This is a genomic window from Pseudomonas sp. nanlin1, assembly GCF_045571515.1.
Taxonomy (GTDB): domain Bacteria; phylum Pseudomonadota; class Gammaproteobacteria; order Pseudomonadales; family Pseudomonadaceae; genus Aquipseudomonas.
The window spans coordinates 1,436,414-1,456,265 of sequence record NZ_CP124218.1; the positions used below are offsets into that span (position 1 = coordinate 1,436,414).

Consider the following 19,852-nt stretch of genomic DNA (forward strand, 5'->3'; position numbering starts at 1 on the left):
GATAAGGCCTCAGAGATATTACGGGTAGATGACTTGGCCGGACGCATACCCCCATTCGCCTTGCTCGGCCCTCATACCCGCCTCAAAATTCAGACATGCATTCGGCAATCCTGTTTATGGGGACTCGCTTCTCAACGACTGGCATCGCTGCTTCAGATACGGCCCGGCAAACCGCCTCAACCATCGCTTGCTGATTGTCCGAGGTGAGCGCTTCAATAGGGGACTTGCCATCAAGTTCCTCGCAAGGTCGCGTCAAGGCGTAGTAGATATCCCATGTATCAACGCCACGATGCAGGCGCCTAAGTACCGCCTGCACCAAGCGGCGCTTGAACATGTTGAGTTGCCATACCGGTACCCGCTGCCCCTTGTTGCCCAATTGAATTGAAAGCAGGTTGCGGGCCTGGATCTCGTAAGTAATCCACCGCCGCGATTTGCCCGCGAGCTTTGCATAGTCCGCGACGACCAGGTTGTCGGGCCCTTCAAAAATGTCCAGTACCTCCAATCGCTCTCGCTGGACCTCAGAGATCTTCGGTTGAGCGTATTCAGGCATTTGCACTGCAGAGAGCCGCTGAGTCCCGGTGCCGACAGCTGGCATCGTTTGCTCATTGGGTGCTACCAGCATGATGGGAGCGTGTTGGCCCAACGCCGGCAGCGGCGTGACCTTCTGACCGGCAATCGTGGGAACGCCCTGAAGGTGGATGGTGAGGTGCGTGCTGGCAATCTGAACCTGATTTTGCTCGAACAGATCCAGCCGATCAGCCCAGTCCTGCATCATTAGCCGACGCTGTTCAACGTACTCGGCATGGTTGTAGGTGGCGCTGATGCGATTGGGGTCAGCGTGTGAGAGTTGCGCGTCGACCCATACCTTTGGATAGCCCAATTCATTGAGTGCTGTTGAAATCGTCGCCCGGATGCCATGACCAGTGAGACGACCGTCATAGCCCAGCCGCTTGATTGCGCGGTTGACCGTGTTTTCGCTCATGCGGGCACTGATCTGCTTTACGCCCGGAAAGAGATACGTTTGCGCGGGTTTAAACTGATCAAGCATGTGCCGCACGATCTCGATGGCCTGCACAGGCAGCGGCACGATGTAGGGCGGGATGTCGGTTACGCGCTTTCGCTTCTTCTTGGTCAGCATCTTGCGCTGCTTGAGCGACATCACCGGGATGATCCACAAACCTTGTTCCAGATCGAATTGGTCCGGCGTGGCCAAACGTAGTTCGCCTGTGCGTACACCCGTCAGCAGCAACAGGCGAATGGCCAATTGGGTCATCTGCATGCCGCGGTACTTGCGAAGTGTCTGCAGAAACAGGGGTAGCTCGGGCATACGCAGGAATGGGTTGTGCTCAACGGGCGGCAACGGCACAGCGACCACGTGTAGATCGATGGCGGGGTGCTCGACCATGCCCGGAATGACCACCATGGCGTAGTCGGCGAGTTGCTTGAGCCAGGTGCGCACCTTTTCGGCGACGGACAGTGACTCGCGTTTCTCGATCCGGCCGATCACCTCCAGTAGCACCGGACGGGTGATCTCGTAGATGGTGTAGCGTTTGAGGTAAGGGAATACATCTTTTTTGAACACGCGGCGGATCTGTTCCAGCGAACTCTGACGACCTTCTTCCAGGGTCAGTTGCCGGTGTTCCATCCACTTTTCGTAGACCGCCATGAAGGTGTTTTCGCCAGCCAACCGAATGGCCTGGCGTTTTTGCTTTCGGTCGGTGCGCGGGTTGATGCCCTTGGCGACGAGGGCACGGGCCTGGTCACGAAATTCGCGCGCCTCGCGCAGCGAGAGTTCGGGATAGCTGCCAAGCGAAATCCGGGCACGTTGTCCAACCCAGGTGTAGCGGAAGTGCCAGGCTTTGCCGCCAACAGGGGAGACGTAGAGGAACAAACCGTCGAAGTCTGCGAGGGTGTAGGGCTTGTCGGAAGCCTTGGCTTGCCGGACGACCATATCTGTGAGCATGCGTACCAACTCCTGATGCTGCGAGTTGGATGCGATGTTTGTTCTCAGGTGGCCTGCTCTTCCAGCAACAATGCGGAACGGGTGTTCACCGCATTTTGTACCGCAAAACGTACCGATTTGTACCGGTAGTCAGTGGATTTCGCTGGACGTCACTGGACTGAAGAAGAGGGGTAATTCAGAACCAGATCAATCACTTACAACGTTCCTTGGCGCTGGGTGGACGTCAGTGGAAAGTTGAAATGGAGCGGGTAGAGGGAATCGAACCCTCAACTAAAGCTTGGGAAGCTTTCGTTTTACCACTAAACTATACCCGCATAAAACGTGTGTCTTTGCTCAAAAGCATCTGGCCTAAAAGGCCTTGATGATCAGCTTGGGAAGCTGCCAGCCTGCCGTGATACGGCACCCGTCCTGAGCGGTTGACTTTGTACCAGAAGTCGCCGGGGAATTGAAGTTTTTCTTAACCTTTTTCTTGTTCAGGGCCTGCTGGCTCGCTCAGGCTCAGTAGCTCTGGCGCGGTCAATGCTCGGTAGGCGCCGGGTGCCAGCTGCCGGTCCAGGGGCAGGGGGCCGATGGATTCGCGGTGCAGGCGCAGGACTTTGTTTTGGAAATGGCCGAACATGCGTTTGACCTGATGGTAGCGCCCTTCGACCAGGCTCAGCCGTGCAGTGCGGGGGCCCAGCAGGGTCAGTTCGGCGGGTTGGGTGGTGAGGTTTTCGAAGGCGAAGTACAGGCCTTGGCGAAAGGTGTCGATGTAATGCGCTTCGATGGGCTGCTCGGTTTCGACCAGGTACACCTTGGCCAGTTTGCTGGCCGGTTGGGTCAGGCGGCGTGACCATTGGCCGTCGTTGGTGAGCAGCAGCAAGCCGGAGGTATTGAAGTCCAGGCGCCCGGCGATGTGCAGTTCGTGCCGCGCGGGCTCGTCGATCAGGTCTAGCACTGTGGGGTGTTCGGGGTCGTCGGTGGCGCTGACGCAGCCTGGGGGCTTGTGCAGCATCAGGTAGCGCGCGGCGTGGCCGGTTTGCAGGGTTTCTTCGTCCAGCTCGACGCGGCTGAATATTCGAACTTTGTGATGGGGGTCGCGGGTCACGTTGCCGTCGACCCGCAAGCGGCCGCTGGCCAGCAAGGTGCGCACCTGCTGGCGGTTGAAGCGCGGCAGGTTGCTGAGGAAGCGGTCTAGGCGCACCTAGCGGGCCTTGGCTTGGAGCTGCAGTTGCTGGTCAACCTCGGCGCAGCGTGGGCACAGGCAGGCCACATTGCGCAGTGCGCTGGGCAGGCGCTCTAATACGGCCGGGTCGATGGCGACGCTGTAGCACCAGCAGGCCTGGGCGGCCGTGTCGGGGTTGGCCAGGCTGCATTGATTGCTGGCGCCGCAGGCGGGGCAGCGGCTGGCGTTGGTTTCACTCATAGCTGGATTTGCCTTGTTCACTGCACACCCGGTTGCGCCCGGCCTGTTTGGCTCGGTACAGGGCGCGGTCAGCGCGGGCGATCAGGCTTTGCAGGGTGTCGTCAGCCTGGAGGCCGGTCTGGCCGATGCTGACGGTGACGTGGATGGCCTGGTCAGCGAAGGTAAAGGGCTGCTGTTCGGTGTGCTGGCGGATTTTTTCGGCGACCTGGGTGGCGTGGGCACTGTCGCTGTTGCGCAGTAACACGATGAACTCTTCTCCGCCCCAGCGGCAAATGACGTCGGACTGGCGCAGGCTGTTTTCCAGAACCTGTGCGAAGCCTTTGAGCACTTCGTCGCCGGCCAAGTGGCCGTGGCTGTCGTTGAGTTGCTTGAAATGGTCGAGGTCCAGCAGCAGGGCACTCAGCGGTTGGGTGTCGCGGTTGGCTTCGTGCACCGCGTGCACGGCCAGCAGGTCGAAGCCGCGGCGGTTGGGCAGGCCGGTCAGGCTGTCCACCGTTGCCAGCGCCTGGATACGCCGCTGATAGCCGCGCAACATGCGGTTGAGCAATAACAGCACGGCCAGGGTCACCAGCAGGCAAATCAACAGGTTCAGGTACAGCGACTGGCGGATGTCGCCCAGGGCGCGGTCTTCTAGTTTGTCGACGAACAGGTACCAGTTCAGTTCGGGGATAAAACGCACGTTGAGGAAATGCCCTTCGCCTTGGGCGGAGTATTCATAGCTGCCAATGGCCGGTTTCGGCAGTTTCTCCATCAGGTCTTTCATGCTGCTTAGGCTGGCCAGCGACTGCCCGGCCCGGGCGCCTTGGGGGCCGCCCTCGGCACCGGTCAGTACCAGCCGGCCAAAGGTGTCGACGAAGTACACGCGGCGCTGGTAACGCTGTTGGTATTTGTCGATCAGCTTGATCACCGCGTCGACGGTGAGCCCAACACCAGCGGCGCCAATGAAATGCTCGGCGTAGTCATACACTTTGTAGTTAATAAAGAAGGTCAGGCTGTCCTGGTTGGCCATGTCCACATCGACATTGATTTCATAGGGCTCGGCCATGTCGCGTACACGGTAGTACCAGGTGTCGCGGGGCTCGTCTGCGCGGACCTGTTTCAGTACGCCTTTGGCCTGGTAGTACGTCAGCGTGGCGTCGGAAACGAAGAACGCCGTGTAAGCACCGTAGTGGGCCATGACCTCGTTGAGGTAGCGGGTCATTTGCTGAGGGTCGCGTTCGCCGCCTACCACCCAGTCGCGCATAAAGGTGTCGCGGGCCATCATGGAGGAAATCAGGATGGGCCTGACCAAGTCTTTCTGGATTTCCGAATAGACCGTGTCGGAGGTCAGCGGCAGTTCAGTGTTAACGATGCTGTCGCGGATGGAAGCCCGGGAGGCGTAGTAGCTCAGCAAGGAGGTGGCCAGAAAACCACAGCCCAGCAAACCAACCAGTGCCCACACGAGGGGGCGTTGGGAAAACAGTGCAGAGCGATACATCTGGAACCCGCAAGGACTGGTAGTGAATGGGCGATATTCTAGTGTTCTTGCGGGAAAATAACTGGAGATTTTTGCCGCCTTTTGCGGCAGCCCAGGGGAGTGCTCAGCTTAGGCACCGTCAATGTAGCGGCTTGTGTCAAAGTGTTACAACGATGCACTGAAACTCATTTTTAAAGGTCCTAGTAGCGTCGATGAGCGCCTTGCCCATCGGCGTCGACCAGCCTGGCTGGGTCGAACCGCTTCGCGGTCGAGGAGGCCGCTATGTATAGACGACTGCTGATCATTGCTGTGCTGAGTATGCTCACGAGCGCTTGCGTCCCATACGGAGGTGGAAGTTACTACAGTAGCGAGGTTTACACCGTCGACCGCTACCCAAGCGGCTATTACCCAGAGACCGGTGTGTACTACAACCGTGGCTATTACGTTGCGCCGGCGCCACGTTATTACGTGCCCGCACCCCGTTATTACCGCGCGGCACCGCCGCCGCCGGGCTGGGGTTACTCGCCGCGGCCTTACTACCGCGCCGACCAGCGCCGTGGCCCAGGCCCCGGCTGGCACCATGGCCCGCGCGATGACCGGCGCTATCAAGGCCACCCAGGGCGCAACGGCCCAGGCCGCGACCGGCCCAACGGAGGCTGGCCAGGGCGGGGTTATAACCGGTGATGGCCCCCGTAGGAGGGGGCTTGCCCCCGATCTTTTCCCCTAATACGGTATACCGGCCCAAGATCAAAAGATCGGGGCCGAGGCCCCTCCTACAATCCGATGTCTTTTAGGCAATCAACAGATCCGCCAGCGGGTGGCGGCCTTCCCAGGCTTTGTTGAAATGCGCTTCGACCACCGCTGCCGGGATGCTGGCGATATCGGGCCAGTGCCAGCGAGGCTGCTGGTCGCGGTCGATCATGCGGGCGCGTACCCCTTCGGCGAATTCCGGGTGGCGGCAGCAATTCAAGCTCAGGGTGTATTCCATCTGAAACACCTGGGCCAGGGACAAATGCCTGGCCCGGTGCAGTTGTTGCCAAATCAGCAGCGCCGTCAACGGGCAGCCTTGCGCGAGTGTTTGTGCGGCTTTGTCCAGCAGCGGATCGCTGTGCCCGCGCCACAACTGCAACGCGCGCCAGGCGCCCACCGCGTCGCAGACATCCAGACACTCGTCGATCAGCTCGCGCCGGGCCAGCCAGCGGCCCTCGGGTAGCAGGCTGTGGGCTTCGTGTTGTAAGGCCTTGAGCAGCCCACCCAACTGGATTTTGGTTTGCTCCTGCCAGTTGATTTGCAGCAAGCCGTCGATCAGAGCGTCTTGTTGGTCTTCGCGCAGAAAGCGGTCGGCCAAGCCCAGGTCCAGCGCATCGCGGGCATTGAGCGGGGCGCCGGTGAGGGCGAGAAACAACCCCAGCTTGCCCGGCAGGCGTGAAAGGAACCAACTGGCGCCGACGTCGGGGTACAGGCCGATGCTGATTTCTGGCATTGCCAGGTGACTGCTAGGGGTGACGATGCGAATGTTGGCGCCCTGGAGCAAGCCCATGCCGCCGCCCAAGACATAACCATGGCCCCAGGCAATCAAGGGCTTGGGGTAGGTGTGCAGGTCGTAGTCCAGGCGGTATTCGGCGGCAAAGAAGCGCGCGGCCAGGGGCGGCACTTCGCCCGGGTGGGCGCGGCACGCCTCGACCAGGCTGCGTACATCGCCGCCGGCGCAAAACGCTTTAGGGCCACTGCCGCGCAGCAGCACGCAAGCGACGTGAGGGTCGTGGGCCCAGCGTTTAAGCTGTTCGGCGAGGGCCTGGACCATGGGCAGCGACAAGGCGTTGAGTGCAGCGGGAGCGTTCAGGGTAGCGACGCCCAGGCGCGCGCCGTCGACCCCAGTCAGTTCTTCGAAGGTCAGATTCATCCAAGCCTCTCATGGATTAATGCATGCAGGCCTTGAGTATGGACGCTACCGCCGATACTGCTCGCCGCGCGTCGATTGACAATCGCGGGCGGCTTTTCTAGTGTCCGCGCATTGTTTTACGGACGAGCCTGATGACCACCGACGATCGAATCAAACTGCAAGCGAGCTGGAAAGAGGCCCTGCGTGCCGAATTCGCGCAGCCTTACATGGCGCAATTGCGCGAGTTTCTGCGCCAGGAGCACGCGGCCGGCAAGGAAATATACCCACCGGGCCCGTTGATCTTCAACGCCCTGAACTCCACGCCGCTGCCCCAGGTGAAAGTGGTGATTCTCGGCCAGGACCCTTACCACGGCCCGGGCCAGGCCCACGGCTTGTGCTTTTCAGTACAGCCGGGCATCCCGACGCCGCCGTCTTTGCAAAATATCTACAAAGAGCTCAAGCGCGACCTGAACATCGACATCCCCCGTCATGGTTGCCTGCAGCATTGGGCAGACCAAGGCGTGCTGCTGCTCAACACCACCATGACGGTGGAGCGGGCCAATGCTGCGTCCCATGCCAAGAAAGGCTGGCAGCACTTTACCGACCGGATCATTCAGGTGGTCAGCGAACAGCAGCCCCATACGGTTTTCTTGCTCTGGGGCGCCCATGCGCAAAGCAAGCAGGGGTTGATCGACAGCAGCAAGCACCTGGTGCTGACCTCGGTGCATCCGTCACCGCTGTCGGCGCACCGCGGTTTTATTGGCAACGGCCATTTCAGCCGTACCAATAAATTTCTGCAGCAGAACGGCGAGGCCCCGATCGATTGGCGTTTACCCGAGTGAACGCTTATTCCAACGGCGAAACAGCGCTTCAGCCAAAAACAGCACGAACATCAGGCGCATCACCTGCATAGCCGTAACCAGCGGCACCGATAACTGCAGGGTTTCGGCGGTCAAGCTCATCTCGGCGATGCCGCCGGGCATCATGCCTAGGGTTAGCGAGCGCAAGTCCAAGTGGGTGAGGGCGCTAAGGCCCCAGGCCGAGAGCCCGGCGATCAGCATGGTGAGCAGGGTGCCGAGCAGCGTGCGGGCAAGAAACGACGGCGCTCGGCGGAAGAAGTCACGGTTGAAATGGCAGCCCAGGCCGCTGCCGATCAGCCATTGACCGATTTGGCTGGCGCCGTTGGGCAGGCCAAGGTGCAGGTCACAGGCGACGCTGATCGCCGCGCTGGTCAGCAAGGGGCCGAACAGCCAGGGGTTGGGTTGCTTGCAGCGTTGCCACAACCACGCGGCCAACGCCCCCAGGGGGAAAATCAGCGCCAGCCAGGCCCAGTTGACGCTGCCGGTATGGTTGAGCGGCACGCCGTCGCCCAGCAGGTATTTGAATACCGCCGGTACGCACAGCACCACAACCAATACGCGTAGGCTTTGCCCCGCCGCCACCAGGCTGAGGGTTGCACCGTTGCGGGCGCCCAGGTTGACCATCTCCCCGGAGCCTCCCGGCATGCTGGAAAAGAACGCCGTAGCGCGGTCTTCCCCGGTGCGCCGCATCAACCACACGCCGACCACGCTGGAGGCGCTGGTGATCAGCGCACCGCAGAGGATCAAGCCAATGTGTTGCGACACCTGCTCCATCACCAGGGGCGTGAAGTGCAGGCCGATCCCTACCCCGATCACCCATTGCCCGGTCTTGCGCCCACCGGGGATCTCCGCCAACTGCCAGGGGGTCAGGCAGCGCACCAGCAGAATCGCCAGCAGCGAGCCGATCATCCACGGCAGTGGCCAGCCGATCTGGCTGGCCACGTAACCCCCTGCCAGACCGACGAAGGGCGTTCCCCACCAAGTGGTTAGCCAGCTTTTAGCCATTGGCCACAGCGCGGCGGTTGGCTCGGCGTTTGTTCCAGATGCGCAGCAGCGGCAGCAACAGCATCATGCAAGTCAGTGCCCACACGCCCAGGGTGATCGGGCTGCCCCAGAGGATGTCCAGCGAGCCGTTGGAGATCGACAGCGCCCGGCGCAGGTTCTGCTCCATCAAGCCGCTGAGGATAAAGCCCAACAGCACCGGCGACAGCGGGAAGTCCAACTTGCGCAGGATGTAGCCGAAGATACCGATGCCGATCATCAGGAACAGGTCGAAGGTAGTCGCATGCACCGCATAGACGCCGATCCCGGTGATGATGGCGATAAACGGCACCAGCGCCCAGTTCGGCACCGAGAGAATGCGCGTGAAAATACGGATCATCGGGATGTTGAGGATCACCAACATGACGTTGGCGATAAACAACGAGGCGATCAAGCCCCAGACGATGTCGGGTTGCTGTTGGAACAGCATCGGCCCAGGGGTGATGTTGTACAGCGACAAAGCGCCGATCATCACAGCGGTGGTACCTGAACCCGGTACCCCCAGGGTCAGCATGGGCACCAAGGCGCCGCAAGCTTCGGCACCGATAGCGGTTTCCGGGGCTGCCAGGCCGCGTTTGTCGCCTTTGCCGAACTGGCTGTTGGCCCCGGCAATGCGTTTTTCCATGGTGTAGGCCACAGCGCTACCCAGGGTCGCGCCAGCACCTGGCAATACGCCCATGACAAAGCCCAACAGGCCGCAGCGAATGTTCACCCAGAACACCGAAGCGGCCTCCTTGAGGTTGAACATCATGCGCCCGGTCGCTTTCATGGCGTGTTGGCCGTGGTGGGTTTTCTCCAGCAGCAGCAAAATCTCGCTGACCGAGAACAGGCCCAACACCAACACCACGAACTGAATGCCATCGGTCAGGTGGATATTGTCACCGGTGAAGCGGTACACGCCGCTGTTGGCATCGATGCCGACGCATGACAGAAACAGCCCGATCAACGCGGCGATAAAGGTTTTCAGCGGCCGATCGCCGGCCATGCCGCCCAGGCAGACGATCGCAAAGACCATCAGCACGAAGTACTCGGCCGGCCCAAAGGCAATGGCCCATTTGGCCAGCAGCGGAGCGAATAGCACCATGCCGCAAGTGGCGATAAAGGCACCGATGAACGAGCTCCAGGCCGACAGCGACAGCGCCACACCGGCCAGGCCCTGGCGGGCCATGGGGTAGCCGTCGAGGGTGGTCATGACGGTGGAAGCTTCACCGGGAATGTTGAGCAGGATCGAGCTGATGCGGCCACCGTACTCGCAGCCCAGGTACACCGCCGCCAGCAGAATCAGCGCCGATTCAGGCGGCAGCCCCAGGGCGAACGCGATGGGGATCAGCAACGCTACGCCGTTGATCGGGCCCAAGCCTGGCAGCAAGCCGACCACGGTGCCGATCAGGGTGCCGGAAAACGCGGTGACCAAGTTGTAAGGGGTCAGGGCAACGCCAAAGCCTTGCGCCAGATAACCAAAAGTATCCATAGATCAGTTCTCCAGAACGCTGAGCAAGCCAAGGGGCAGAGGCACGTCCATGACTTTGTCGAAGAGCAGGTACAGGCCGATGCTCATGACCACGGCGCAGACGATGCTCGGCACCCAGCGGCCGCCGTACAAGCGGCCCATGGGAATGCCGATCACGATGCTGGCGATGATGAAGCCTGCGGGCTCGAACAGGCCGGCGAATATCAGCAGCAGGAGGATGCATGCGCCGATCTTTTTCAGCGTGGGCGCGTCCAGTGGCTGTTCATCGTCTTTGAGCACGATTGGGGCAGGGCGGATCAACATGTACAGCGACGCCAGGGCCAATAGCCCAAGCATCAACAATGGGTAGGCACGTGGGCCCACCGGCTCGTAGGAATAGGCCGCTTGGTAGGGCCAGGCCATGGCCGCCAAAATGGCGCAGGCGAGCAGCAGCACAGACGCAAAGATGCGTTGCATGATCATGCTGGAAATCCTTTAGCAAGAGGCGCGTCGCACGCGCCCCGGGGGCGAGGGGCTCGGGCCCCGACAAAACCTAGCGCTTACTGAACCAGCCCGAATTCCTTGGCCATCTCTTTGTAGCGGGCTACTTGTGCCTTGACGTAGGTGTCCAGCTCCGGCCCGGTCATGGCGAACGGGAACAGCTCGCGCTGATCACGCAGCTTGGCGAATTCCTCCGAAACCAGCAGTTTGTCGAACGCCTCTTTCCACCAGGCGTACTGCTCGTCGGGCACCTTTGGCCCCAGGTAGAAACCGCGTACCACCGGCCAGACAATGTCGTAGCCCTGCTCTTTGGCGGTGGGGATGTTCTTCATTTCCGGCTCGTCCAGGCGCTCATCGGCGAACACCGCGAGCAGGCGCATGTCACCACTGAGGATGTGGGGCATGGAGTCGGAGATGTCCGTACTGCCCACCTGAATATGCCCGCCCAGCAGTGCAGTGGCGATTTCGCCGCCGCCTTCGAGGGCTACGTAGCGCAGGTCGCGCGGGTTGATCCCGGCGGCCTTGGCAATCAACGCGGTTTGCATCCAGTCCTGGCTGCCAACGGTGCCGCCAGAGCCGATGACCACCTTGCTCGGGTCGGCTTTCAGAGCCTTGACCAGGTCGTCGAGGGTTTTGTAGGGGGAGTCACTCTTGACCGCGATGGCGCCATAGCTGGTGCCCACGGCTGCCAGCCAGCGCACGTTGGTTTCGTCGAAACGGCCGAACTTGCCTTGCGCCAGGTTCAACAGCGAGCCGCTGGACCAGGCGACCAAGGTCCCGGCGTCGGCTGGGCGCTGGGCTACCACGGCGTTATAGGCCACGGCACCGACGCCACCGGGCATGTAGGTAACGCGCATCGGTTTGCTGAGGATTTTTTCGTTGATCAGTGCGCTCTGCACCAATTTGCAGGTCAAGTCGAAGCCACCACCGGGTGAGGCGGGTGCGATACATTCGGGGCGGGAAGGTTCGGCGGCGAGCAGCTGGCTGGACAGCAGCATGCATGAAGCGGCCAGGACAAGCGGGCGCAGGGCGGCTTTCATAGTGACTCCATTATTGTTTTTGTGGGTCGAAAACACTTCGTGGTGTTTTTCCGGAGAGATCGGAATTGGATCACCCTTGTACAAACGATAGGGCGCCAACCTTTCACCAAGCTTTCAGCGGACAAACCTTGTCACAATAACTCCAATATTGGCTGGCACGGCGGTACACTCCGGGGCGCTCGCGCCTTGGCTGCGGGCGTCACGCCCTTCATGGCACTATCAGCTCACGTAACCTGGAGAATTCGATGCGCGTCTTGCTGGTCGAAGACCATCCTCAGCTGGCCGAAAGCGTCGCCCAGGCCCTCAAGGGCCTTGGCCTGACCGTGGATGTGTTACACGATGGGGTGGCCGCTGATCTGGCCTTGAGCAGCGAAGAGTACGCCGTAGCGATACTCGATGTCGGCTTGCCCCGCCTGGATGGCTTCGAAGTGCTCGCGCGCCTGCGTGGGCGCGGCAAAAACCTGCCCGTGTTGATGCTCACAGCGCGCAGCGACGTCAAAGACCGCGTGCATGGGCTGAACCTGGGCGCCGATGATTACCTGGCCAAGCCCTTCGAGTTGACCGAGCTGGAAGCGCGGGTCAAGGCGCTGTTGCGGCGTACCGTGTTGGGCGGCGAGCGTCAGCAGCGTTGCGGTGCTCTGAGCTATGACCTGGACACGCGGCGGTTTAGTTTGTCGGGAGAGCCCTTGACCCTGACGTCTCGTGAGCAGTCGGTACTCGAAGCCCTGATCGCCCGGCCGGGGCGGGTAATGAGCAAGGAGCAACTCGCCGCGCAAGTGTTTGGCCTGGATGAAGACGCCAGCGCCGACTCCATCGAAATCTACGTACACCGGCTGCGCAAAAAGCTCGATGGCCAGGCGGTAGCCATTGTCACCTTCCGCGGCCTGGGTTACCTGCTGGAGAGCAAAGATGGCTGACCCGGGCAGTCTGCGCTGGCGCTTACTGTGGAACCTGGCGGTGTTGTTGGTGGTGCTGATGTTGGCCAGTGGCCTGAGCGCCTATTGGAACGGTCGCGAAGCGGCCGACACGGCCTATGACCGCACGTTGCTGGCCTCGGCCAGAACCATCGCCGCAGGCCTCTCCCAGCGGGACGGCACCCTGAGTGCCGATGTGCCTTATGTGGCCCTCGATACGTTCGCCTACGACAGCGCCGGGCGTATCTATTACCAAGTCAATGACATCAATAAGCAGCTGATCTCCGGCTATGAGAACCTGCCCGGCCCACCGCCCGGCACTTTGCGCACCGACGCGTACCCGGCCCTGGCGAGCTTCTACAATGGCCGTTACCTGGGGCAGAACGTGCGGGTGGTCAGCCTGTTGCGCCCGGTCAGCGAGCCCAACATGAATGGCATGGCCGAGATCCGCGTGGCGGAAACCGAAGAGGCGCGGGTGGCCATGGCCCGCAGCTTGATGGCCGACACCTTGTTGCGCCTGGGCATGCTCGGGGTGGGCGCTTTGTTGATGGTCTGGTTGACCGTCAGCGCCGCTTTGCGGCCCCTTGAGCTGCTGCGCACGGCAGTCGAGCAACGCCGCCCCGACGACCTGCGGCCTTTGCCGTTGGTGGAAGTACAGCAGGAGTTATGGCCGCTGCTGCGGGCCCTGAACCATTTCACCGAGCGTCTGCGCGAGCAGTTCGAGCGCCAGGCGCAATTCATTGCCGACGCGGCCCACGAGCTGCGTACACCGCTGGCCGCCCTGAAGGCGCGGGTCGAGCTGGGGCTGCGCTCGCCGGAGCCGCCGGTGTGGCACTCCACGCTCGAATCGGCCGCCCAAGGGGCCGACCGCTTGACCCATCTGGCCAATCAGTTGTTGTCCCTGGCCAGGGTCGAGAATGGCGCACGGGCTATTGCCGAAGGCGGCGCGCAGGTTCTGGACCTTAGCCAACTGGCCCGCGAGCTGGGCATGGCCATGGCACCCCTGGCCCATGCCCGGGGCGTGGCGCTGGCGTTGGAGGCGGACGAGCCGGTATGGCTGCGGGGCGAGCCGACGTTGCTCAACGAATTGCTCAGCAACCTGGTGGACAATGCGCTGGCCCATACGCCGTCGGGCGGTAATGTGATTCTGCGGGTCACCGCACCGGCTGTACTGGAAGTCGAGGACGACGGCCCTGGTATACCCATGGCCGAGCGCGAGCGGGTATTCGAGCGCTTTTACCGCAGCAACACGCAAGCGTCGGGCACCGGCCTGGGGTTGGCCATCGTCGGCGAGATCTGCCGTGCCCATTTGGCGGAAATCAGCCTGCATGACGGCCAGTCTGGCGGGCTGAAAGTGCGGGTCAGTTTCGTGGTAGCCGAACCGCAGGCGCTTAGCTGAACAATTTCCGCGCTTCATCGAGCTCTTCAGCGCTCAGGCCCGGCTGTGCATGCAACCCTAGTTGACGCCAGGCCGGCACCTGGGCAAATGGCTCGGGGTCGGCTTCGCGCTGGTTGATCAGGTTGGCGACTGTGACCACGTCGGCGTAATCGACTTGTGGGGATAGACGGCGCAAATTCTGGTACTGCTCGGGAACCTCTACCAGCGTCGGCGGGAAATCCCACTGGGCCAAAATATGTCGGCCCAATTGCGGATGCAGTTGCTCGATCACATATTCGAGGCTAACCAGGTCGTCGAGCAATTCGGTGGCTTCTTCGGCATAGCCCAGGATCGGCAATGCGCCAATTTGATGGACCAGCCCAGCCAAAGCGGCTTGATCTGGGGGCAAGCGGGTGAAACGCCGCGCCAGCTCATGGCTGATCCCCGCGATTTCCAGGCTGCTGCGCCAGATATCGTGCATTTTTTGCGCGACGATGGGGGAACGGGCATGGAAGATCTGCTCGATCACCAGGCCAATAGCCAGGTTACAGCTGTAGTTGATACCCAGGCGGCTAATTGCCCCCTGCAAGTCACGCACCTCGTGCAGCGGCCGCATGGTCGGGCTATTGACCACCTTCATCAGGCGCGCCGACAGCGCTGTGTCGCTGCCGATGACCCGGCTCAGGCGGGCCAGATCGACATCGGGGTCCTCGCAGGCTTCACGAATCTTCCAGGCGACTTCGGGCAAGGTTGGCAGAATCAGAGCGTCGGCGACGATCGCCGCGTTGAGGTCCTCCAGCGCCTTGGCTGCCAGCTCGTTCATATTGTCGTCCGAGAAGCGCAACGGCTGCCCAGCGGGTGGGTGAGAGTCACTGTTGAATTTCACGGTCACGGTCCAATCCATAGGGCAGGCTAAGTAGCGTCAACGCAGGGCCCTCGGCGGTGCCGAGGTGCAACTGGCCTTTTTCCACTGCGTCGGCTTGTAGCACTGCCAGCAGTTCAGCACCTTGGTCGGCGATAGCGCCCAGGGCAACCTCGCCCACGGCGCTGTTGACCCCCGGCGCGAATATCCCGGTGCCCGGCTCAGGCAGTTCGCCACTGGCCAACTGCACGCGGTAAAGGCGGCGTTTGAGCTTGCCCAGGTACTGCATGCGCGCGACGATTTCCTGGCCCGTGTAGCAGCCTTTCTTGAAGCTGACGCCGCCCACCGCCTGCAGATTGAGCATCTGCGGGATAAACATTTCCCGTGTCTGTGCCATGACTTGGCCAATACCGGCGCGCACCTGACCCAATAGCCAGTCGTTCAAAGAGCCTTCGCGCAGTTGCGCAGCCAGGCGGGTGTGCAGGTTGTCGGCTTGGGCCGCGGGGGCCCACAGCTCGGCGCGGTCGGCAGACACCCGCACCGCGATAAGGGCTTCGTTGCGGGCCACGGCATGCTCGCCGTGGGGCAGGTCGAGGCCCAGGCTAACCAAGGCGCCATCGCCGTGCTCAAGGCCGAAGCGCACCCATTCGGCGCTTTCATCGGTCAGCTTGGATTTGGAGAACACGGCGTACTTTTTCAGGTCGGCCAATTGCGCTTCGATCAGCTCGCGGGCCATCGCCAGCAGGCACCCGTCACCTTGCAATAAGATGCGAAAACTCGACTGCATGCGGCCCTTTTGGGTACAGCGGGCGCCGAGGCTGGCCTGGTTTTCGTTGAGGTAGTTAAGGTTGCAGGTCAATTGACCCTGGAGGAATTTGCTGGCGTCCGAGCCGCGTACGGCCAGGACACCTTCGTGGGAAAGGGCTGTGAAGAAAGCTGAGTCGGCCATGGTTGATCGCAGGTAAAGAGACTGGTCACCATGATAGAGCGCGATCACCAAAATAGGTAGGTCGCAGAACCACGCCGATACGAACGGCCAGGTGTGACGGCGCGTCGCTAGGGGTATACTGCGCGCCTATTTGAGGAGGGCTGCATGGTCGAAGACATTGAACTGAACCGGCTGTACTGGCATAGCCGCCGCGGCATGCTGGAGCTGGACGTACTGCTGGTGCCGTTCGTGAAGGAGGTCTACCCGCACCTGAACGACACCGACCGTGAGTGCTATCGGCGCCTGCTGGAATGTGAGGACCAGGACATGTTCGGCTGGTTCATGGAGCGCGCCGAGTCCGAAGACCCAGAGCTGCAGCGCATGGTTCGGATGATTCTGGACCGTGTCCAGCCCAAGTGATCGCTTCGAGTGCCATTGGCAGGCATCGCGTTACCTGCTGATCGCTTATCTGGTGGCGCAAGGCATGGCCATATTGGCCATCCTGTTAATAGACATCGCGCCCGCCTGGGCAGCAGCGGCGCTGATTGCCTGCGTTGCCCATGGAGCCTGGGTGGTGCCGAGGCAGATCAGCCTGAGTAGCCCGCGCGCGTTCAGCGGTTTTCGCCGCACCAGTAGAGGCTGGCAGGCCTTCTCGGCGGCTTCGGGGTGGCAATCGGTCACCTTGCTGCCTGACAGCATCGCTCAGCCGTTTCTGGTGATATTGCGGTTCCGCGTAGCGGGCGCGTTTTTCACCTCCAGTGTTTGCCTGCCCCGTGACACCTTACCGCCGCAATTGCACCGCCGCCTGCGCTTGCGCTTGAAGTTCAGTCGCCGTAGGTGGGCGGCTGCAGAATAGTGTCGACGGCCTCGGGTAGCATGTCGAGGTAGTCCAGGGTGTAATGCAGGCCACGGCTTTCTTTGCGCTGCATGGCCGACTGGATCATCAGCTCAGCCACCTGGGCCAGGTTGCGCAGCTCGATCAAGTCGCGGCTCACCTTGTAGTTACTGTAAAACTCATCGATCTCATCGAGCAGCAAACGCACTCGATGCTGGGCTCGCTGCAGGCGCTTGGTGGTGCGCACGATGCCAACGTAGTCCCACATAAAGCGCCGAAGTTCGTCCCAGTTGTGCGCGATAATCACGTCTTCATCCGAGTCGGTGACCTGGCTGGCATCCCAGCTGGGCAGGGCGCGGGGTGGCTGTACTTGGTCCAGTTGGGCGCTGATATGGCCAGCGGCCGCACGGCCGTAAACGAAGCACTCCAGCAAGGAGTTACTGGCCATGCGGTTGGCCCCGTGCAAGCCGGTGAAGCTGGTTTCGCCGATGGCATACAGCCCAGGTACGTCCGTGAGGCCGTGCTGATCCACCATAACCCCGCCGCAGGTGTAGTGCGCGGCGGGCACTACGGGGATGGGCTGGCGGGTGATGTCGATGGCGTAGGCGAGGCAGCGCTCATACACCGTGGGGAAATGGCTCTTGATGAACTCGGCCGGCTTGTGGCTGATGTCAAGGTACACGCAGTCGGCGCCCAGGCGTTTCATTTCATGGTCGATGGCGCGGGCCACGATGTCCCGAGGCGCGAGTTCGGCGCGCGGGTCGAAACGCTGCATAAAGCGCTCGCCATTGGCCAATTTGAGCAACGCGCCTTCGCCGCGCAGCGCCTCGGTAATCAAAAAGCTTTTGGCCTCGGGATGGTACAGGCACGTTGGATGAAACTGGTTGAATTCCAGGTTGGCCACCCGGCATCCGGCGCGCCAGGCCATGGCGATGCCGTCGCCACAGGCGCCGTCGGGGTTGCTGGTATAGAGGTAAACTTTGGCCGCGCCGCCGCAGGCCAGCACGGTGAAGCGAGCGCCAAATGTGTCGACTTCGCCCGTGCTGCGGTTCAGTACGTAGGCCCCCAGGCAGCGGTCGCCGGGCTGGCCCAGGCGCTTGTCGGTGATCAGGTCGACCGCGACCCGTTGCTCCAGCAGGTCGATATTGCCGCGTTGGCGAGCTTGGCCCAACAGCGTGGTGAAGATCGCCGCGCCGGTGGCATCGGCCGCGTGAATGATGCGCCGGTGGCTGTGCCCGCCCTCACGGGTGAGGTGGTATTCGAAGGCGCCCTGTTCGTGCTCGGCGCCTTCGTCGCGGGTGAATGGCACGCCTTGGTCGATCAGCCATTGGATGGCTTCGCGGCTGTGCTCGACGGTAAAGCGCACGGCAGCCTCATCGCACAGGCCGGCGCCGGCATTGAGGGTATCCTCGACGTGAGACTGCACGGTGTCAGTCTCGTCCAGTACCGCCGCGACGCCGCCTTGGGCCCAAAAGGTCGAGCCATTGGCCAGGTCGCCTTTGCTCAACACCGCAACCCGCAGGTGCGCAGGCAGTGTCAGCGCGAGGCTCAAGCCTGCGGCGCCGCTGCCGATTACCAGAACATCGTGTTGATACTGCTCGCTCATGGAATTCGTCTGTTTTTATTCGAGGTGGAGGCAAGCGGGTGACATCGTAATGTGCGACGGCACTAGCATTCTTTTGAAGCCTAGCGGCACAATGGCCGGGCCTTCATGGCATTATGAGACCATCGAACGGTACGATGGGGCGCGCAGTTATAGCAGTGCAGCCCTGTAGATCGCTACTGTCGCCGTTATTGACCCTGCTGTATCGATTCATTTCATGATGTTGGAAGGGGCAATCCCGCTGATTCCTGGGAACTTTCCCGCGTTGACAGGTATCAATAGAAGGTTGCCCATCCGAAGGGGACTGCGTTGAATATTCGGGTAGAGGCTTAGGGCTTCTGCATAGGAGGTTCAGCGACAAGATTATTAGCGCGGCACGGTACGACCGTGCCGCGTCTTTCGTGTAGGCCTAATTGGGAGCCTGCAGGAAACTTGCCTGGAGGGGAGAACTTTTGCGAAAAGCCCGAGTCTATGGTTACAAGCCTGAACGATGGCAGAAGCGACGCTCCTTCAGGTTCAACGAGGAGTGTTCATGCTAACCCAGGAAGAGGATCAGCAACTGGTCGAGCGCGTACAGCGCGGAGATCGGCGAGCTTTCGATCTGTTGGTGCTGAAGTATCAGCACAAGATTCTCGGGTTGATCGTGCGGTTCGTGCACGACACCCATGAAGCCCAGGACGTAGCGCAGGAAGCGTTCATCAAGGCGTATAGGGCTCTCGGTAACTTTCGTGGTGACAGTGCCTTTTACACGTGGCTTTACCGTATCGCCATCAACACCGCGAAGAACTATCTGGTGTCCCGAGGACGCAGGCCACCTGATAGCGATGTGAGTTCTGAAGACGCGGAATTCTACGATGGCGATCATGGCCTCAAGGATCTCGAGTCGCCGGAACGCTCACTACTGCGCGATGAGATCGAAGGCACCGTCCATCGAACTATCCAGCAGTTGCCAGAAGATTTGCGTACGGCATTAACTTTACGTGAGTTTGATGGTCTGAGTTACGAGGACATTGCCAGTGTCATGCAATGTCCAGTGGGCACCGTGCGCTCCCGAATTTTTCGCGCTCGGGAAGCCATCGATAAAGCCCTGCAGCCCCTGTTGCAGGAAAACTGAGACAGCGGCGACAGCCAAGAGAGGAACCGCCATGAGTCGTGAAGCCCTGCAGGAATCGCTGTCCGCGGTAATGGACAACGAAGCGGACGAATTGGAACTGCGTCGGGTCATCAGCGCCCTTGACGACGCCGAAACCCGCGCCACCTGGGCTCGTTACCAATTGGTACGAGCAGTGATGCACAAGGATCTGCTGGATCCGCGCCTGGATCTGTCCGCTGCCGTGGCAGCGGCCATCGCAGAAGAGGTCGCTCCAGTGGCAGCCACCCGTGGCCCATGGCGTGGTCTGGGCCGTTTGGCCGTAGCGGCATCGGTCACTGTCGCTGTTTTGGCCGGTGTACGCTTGTACAACCAGGACGACATCAGCGGCGCCGAACTGGCTCAACAGCCCGTTCAACCCGCTTCGTCGATGCCGCAGGTGCAAGGCCCGGCCGTATTGGCGGGTTACACTGAAAGCGCCGATCAGCCGACTGGCCCCATGGCCAATGGCGTGTTGCAGAACCAGCCGGACCAACGTCTGCCTGGCTACCTGCGTCAGCACGCTCAAGATGCTGCGGTGAAGGGGGCTGATAGCGCTCTGCCTTATGCTCGTGCGGCAAGCATGGAAAACCAATAAGGTCGAA

General features: G+C 61.3%; 20 protein-coding genes and 1 tRNA gene. 8 read left to right on the forward strand and 13 right to left on the reverse strand.

The genetic code is table 11. The features are described from left to right. Positions 1–82 precede the first annotated feature (82 nt). The 5 genes from QCL65_RS06680 to QCL65_RS06700 all read right to left on the reverse strand — a co-directional run bounded on the left by QCL65_RS06680 (position 83) and on the right by QCL65_RS06700 (position 4,845). Positions 83–1,963 carry a tyrosine-type recombinase/integrase gene (locus QCL65_RS06680; RefSeq protein WP_407315465.1) on the reverse strand — a complete coding sequence of 627 codons (1,881 nt, stop codon included), beginning with the start codon at positions 1,961–1,963 and terminating at the stop codon, positions 83–85. 240 nt (positions 1,964–2,203) lie between these two features. Beyond that, a tRNA-Gly gene (locus QCL65_RS06685) sits at positions 2,204–2,277 on the reverse strand. A 143-nt stretch (positions 2,278–2,420) separates the two neighbouring features. Beyond that, positions 2,421–3,146: a pseudouridine synthase gene (locus QCL65_RS06690; RefSeq protein WP_407315466.1), complete on the reverse strand. Its 726-nt coding sequence runs from the start codon at positions 3,144–3,146 to the stop codon at positions 2,421–2,423. Next, on the reverse strand, positions 3,147–3,368 hold the full coding sequence (locus QCL65_RS06695) for a cysteine-rich CWC family protein (RefSeq protein WP_407315467.1): 222 nt from the start codon (positions 3,366–3,368) through the stop codon (positions 3,147–3,149). Next, entirely contained in the window at positions 3,361–4,845 is a 1,485-nt protein-coding gene (locus QCL65_RS06700; protein ID WP_407315468.1) for a diguanylate cyclase, read from the reverse strand. Before QCL65_RS06700 ends, QCL65_RS06695 begins: the two co-directional genes overlap by 8 nt. Positions 4,846–5,106: 261 nt before the next feature. On the opposite strand from QCL65_RS06700, the gene QCL65_RS06705 reads away from it, so the two are divergent. Continuing rightward, entirely contained in the window at positions 5,107–5,508 is a 402-nt protein-coding gene (locus QCL65_RS06705) for a hypothetical protein (RefSeq protein WP_407315469.1), read from the forward strand. Between the two features lie 106 nt (positions 5,509–5,614). Here the strand turns inward: QCL65_RS06705 and QCL65_RS06710 are convergent, their stop codons facing one another. Beyond that, complete coding sequence (locus QCL65_RS06710) at positions 5,615–6,727, reverse strand: enoyl-CoA hydratase/isomerase family protein (protein WP_407315470.1); 1,113 nt, start codon at positions 6,725–6,727, stop codon at positions 5,615–5,617. Between the two features lie 128 nt (positions 6,728–6,855). Here QCL65_RS06710 and ung point away from each other — a divergent pair, with 128 nt between their 5' ends. Then, positions 6,856–7,548, forward strand: a complete 693-nt coding sequence (ung, locus tag QCL65_RS06715; protein ID WP_407316717.1) for a uracil-DNA glycosylase — start codon at positions 6,856–6,858, stop codon at positions 7,546–7,548. Here the strand turns inward: ung and QCL65_RS06720 are convergent. The 4 genes from QCL65_RS06720 to QCL65_RS06735 all read right to left on the reverse strand — a co-directional run bounded on the left by QCL65_RS06720 (position 7,537) and on the right by QCL65_RS06735 (position 11,598). Next, positions 7,537–8,571, reverse strand: a complete 1,035-nt coding sequence (locus tag QCL65_RS06720; protein WP_407315471.1) for an AbrB family transcriptional regulator — start codon at positions 8,569–8,571, stop codon at positions 7,537–7,539. The two genes, ung and QCL65_RS06720, sit on opposite strands and share 12 nt — an antisense overlap. Then, entirely contained in the window at positions 8,564–10,078 is a 1,515-nt protein-coding gene (locus QCL65_RS06725) for a tripartite tricarboxylate transporter permease (protein ID WP_407315472.1), read from the reverse strand. Before QCL65_RS06725 ends, QCL65_RS06720 begins: the two co-directional genes overlap by 8 nt. 3 nt (positions 10,079–10,081) lie before the next feature. Then, the gene (locus tag QCL65_RS06730) at positions 10,082–10,540 is read right to left on the reverse strand and encodes a tripartite tricarboxylate transporter TctB family protein (protein WP_407315473.1); all 459 of its coding nucleotides are present in this window, start codon (positions 10,538–10,540) and stop codon (positions 10,082–10,084) included. Between the two features lie 77 nt (positions 10,541–10,617). Continuing rightward, positions 10,618–11,598, reverse strand: coding sequence for a Bug family tripartite tricarboxylate transporter substrate binding protein (locus QCL65_RS06735; RefSeq protein ID WP_407315475.1), 981 nt, complete (start codon positions 11,596–11,598; stop codon positions 10,618–10,620). Between the two features lie 245 nt (positions 11,599–11,843). Between QCL65_RS06735 and QCL65_RS06740 the strand changes: the two genes are divergently transcribed. Further along, the gene (locus tag QCL65_RS06740) at positions 11,844–12,515 is read left to right on the forward strand and encodes a response regulator (RefSeq protein WP_407315476.1); all 672 of its coding nucleotides are present in this window, start codon (positions 11,844–11,846) and stop codon (positions 12,513–12,515) included. After that, complete coding sequence (locus QCL65_RS06745) at positions 12,508–13,911, forward strand: sensor histidine kinase (RefSeq protein ID WP_407315477.1); 1,404 nt, start codon at positions 12,508–12,510, stop codon at positions 13,909–13,911. The genes QCL65_RS06740 and QCL65_RS06745 overlap by 8 nt, the downstream gene beginning before the upstream one ends. Here the strand turns inward: QCL65_RS06745 and QCL65_RS06750 are convergent. Beyond that, positions 13,904–14,713, reverse strand: coding sequence for an HDOD domain-containing protein (locus QCL65_RS06750; RefSeq protein ID WP_407316719.1), 810 nt, complete (start codon positions 14,711–14,713; stop codon positions 13,904–13,906). The two genes, QCL65_RS06745 and QCL65_RS06750, sit on opposite strands and share 8 nt — an antisense overlap. Before the next feature lie 46 nt (positions 14,714–14,759). Beyond that, on the reverse strand, positions 14,760–15,701 hold the full coding sequence (locus QCL65_RS06755; protein WP_407315478.1) for a YgfZ/GcvT domain-containing protein: 942 nt from the start codon (positions 15,699–15,701) through the stop codon (positions 14,760–14,762). 144 nt (positions 15,702–15,845) lie between these two features. Here QCL65_RS06755 and QCL65_RS06760 point away from each other — a divergent pair, with 144 nt between their 5' ends. Further along, positions 15,846–16,100 carry a succinate dehydrogenase assembly factor 2 gene (locus QCL65_RS06760; RefSeq protein WP_407315479.1) on the forward strand — a complete coding sequence of 85 codons (255 nt, stop codon included), beginning with the start codon at positions 15,846–15,848 and terminating at the stop codon, positions 16,098–16,100. After that, positions 16,084–16,536, forward strand: a complete 453-nt coding sequence (locus tag QCL65_RS06765) for a protein YgfX (protein WP_407315480.1) — start codon at positions 16,084–16,086, stop codon at positions 16,534–16,536. The genes QCL65_RS06760 and QCL65_RS06765 overlap by 17 nt, the downstream gene beginning before the upstream one ends. Here the strand turns inward: QCL65_RS06765 and nadB are convergent. Further along, entirely contained in the window at positions 16,505–18,121 is a 1,617-nt protein-coding gene (gene nadB / locus QCL65_RS06770; protein ID WP_407315481.1) for an L-aspartate oxidase, read from the reverse strand. The two genes, QCL65_RS06765 and nadB, sit on opposite strands and share 32 nt — an antisense overlap. A gap of 529 nt (positions 18,122–18,650) precedes the next feature. Here nadB and rpoE point away from each other — a divergent pair. Both rpoE and QCL65_RS06780 read left to right on the forward strand, forming a co-directional pair. Beyond that, positions 18,651–19,232 (forward strand): RNA polymerase sigma factor RpoE, encoded by a 582-nt coding sequence (gene rpoE / locus QCL65_RS06775; RefSeq protein ID WP_407315482.1) that lies wholly within the window; start codon positions 18,651–18,653, stop codon positions 19,230–19,232. A gap of 31 nt (positions 19,233–19,263) precedes the next feature. Continuing rightward, complete coding sequence (locus QCL65_RS06780) at positions 19,264–19,845, forward strand: sigma-E factor negative regulatory protein (protein ID WP_407315483.1); 582 nt, start codon at positions 19,264–19,266, stop codon at positions 19,843–19,845. Positions 19,846–19,852: the final 7 nt, after the last annotated feature.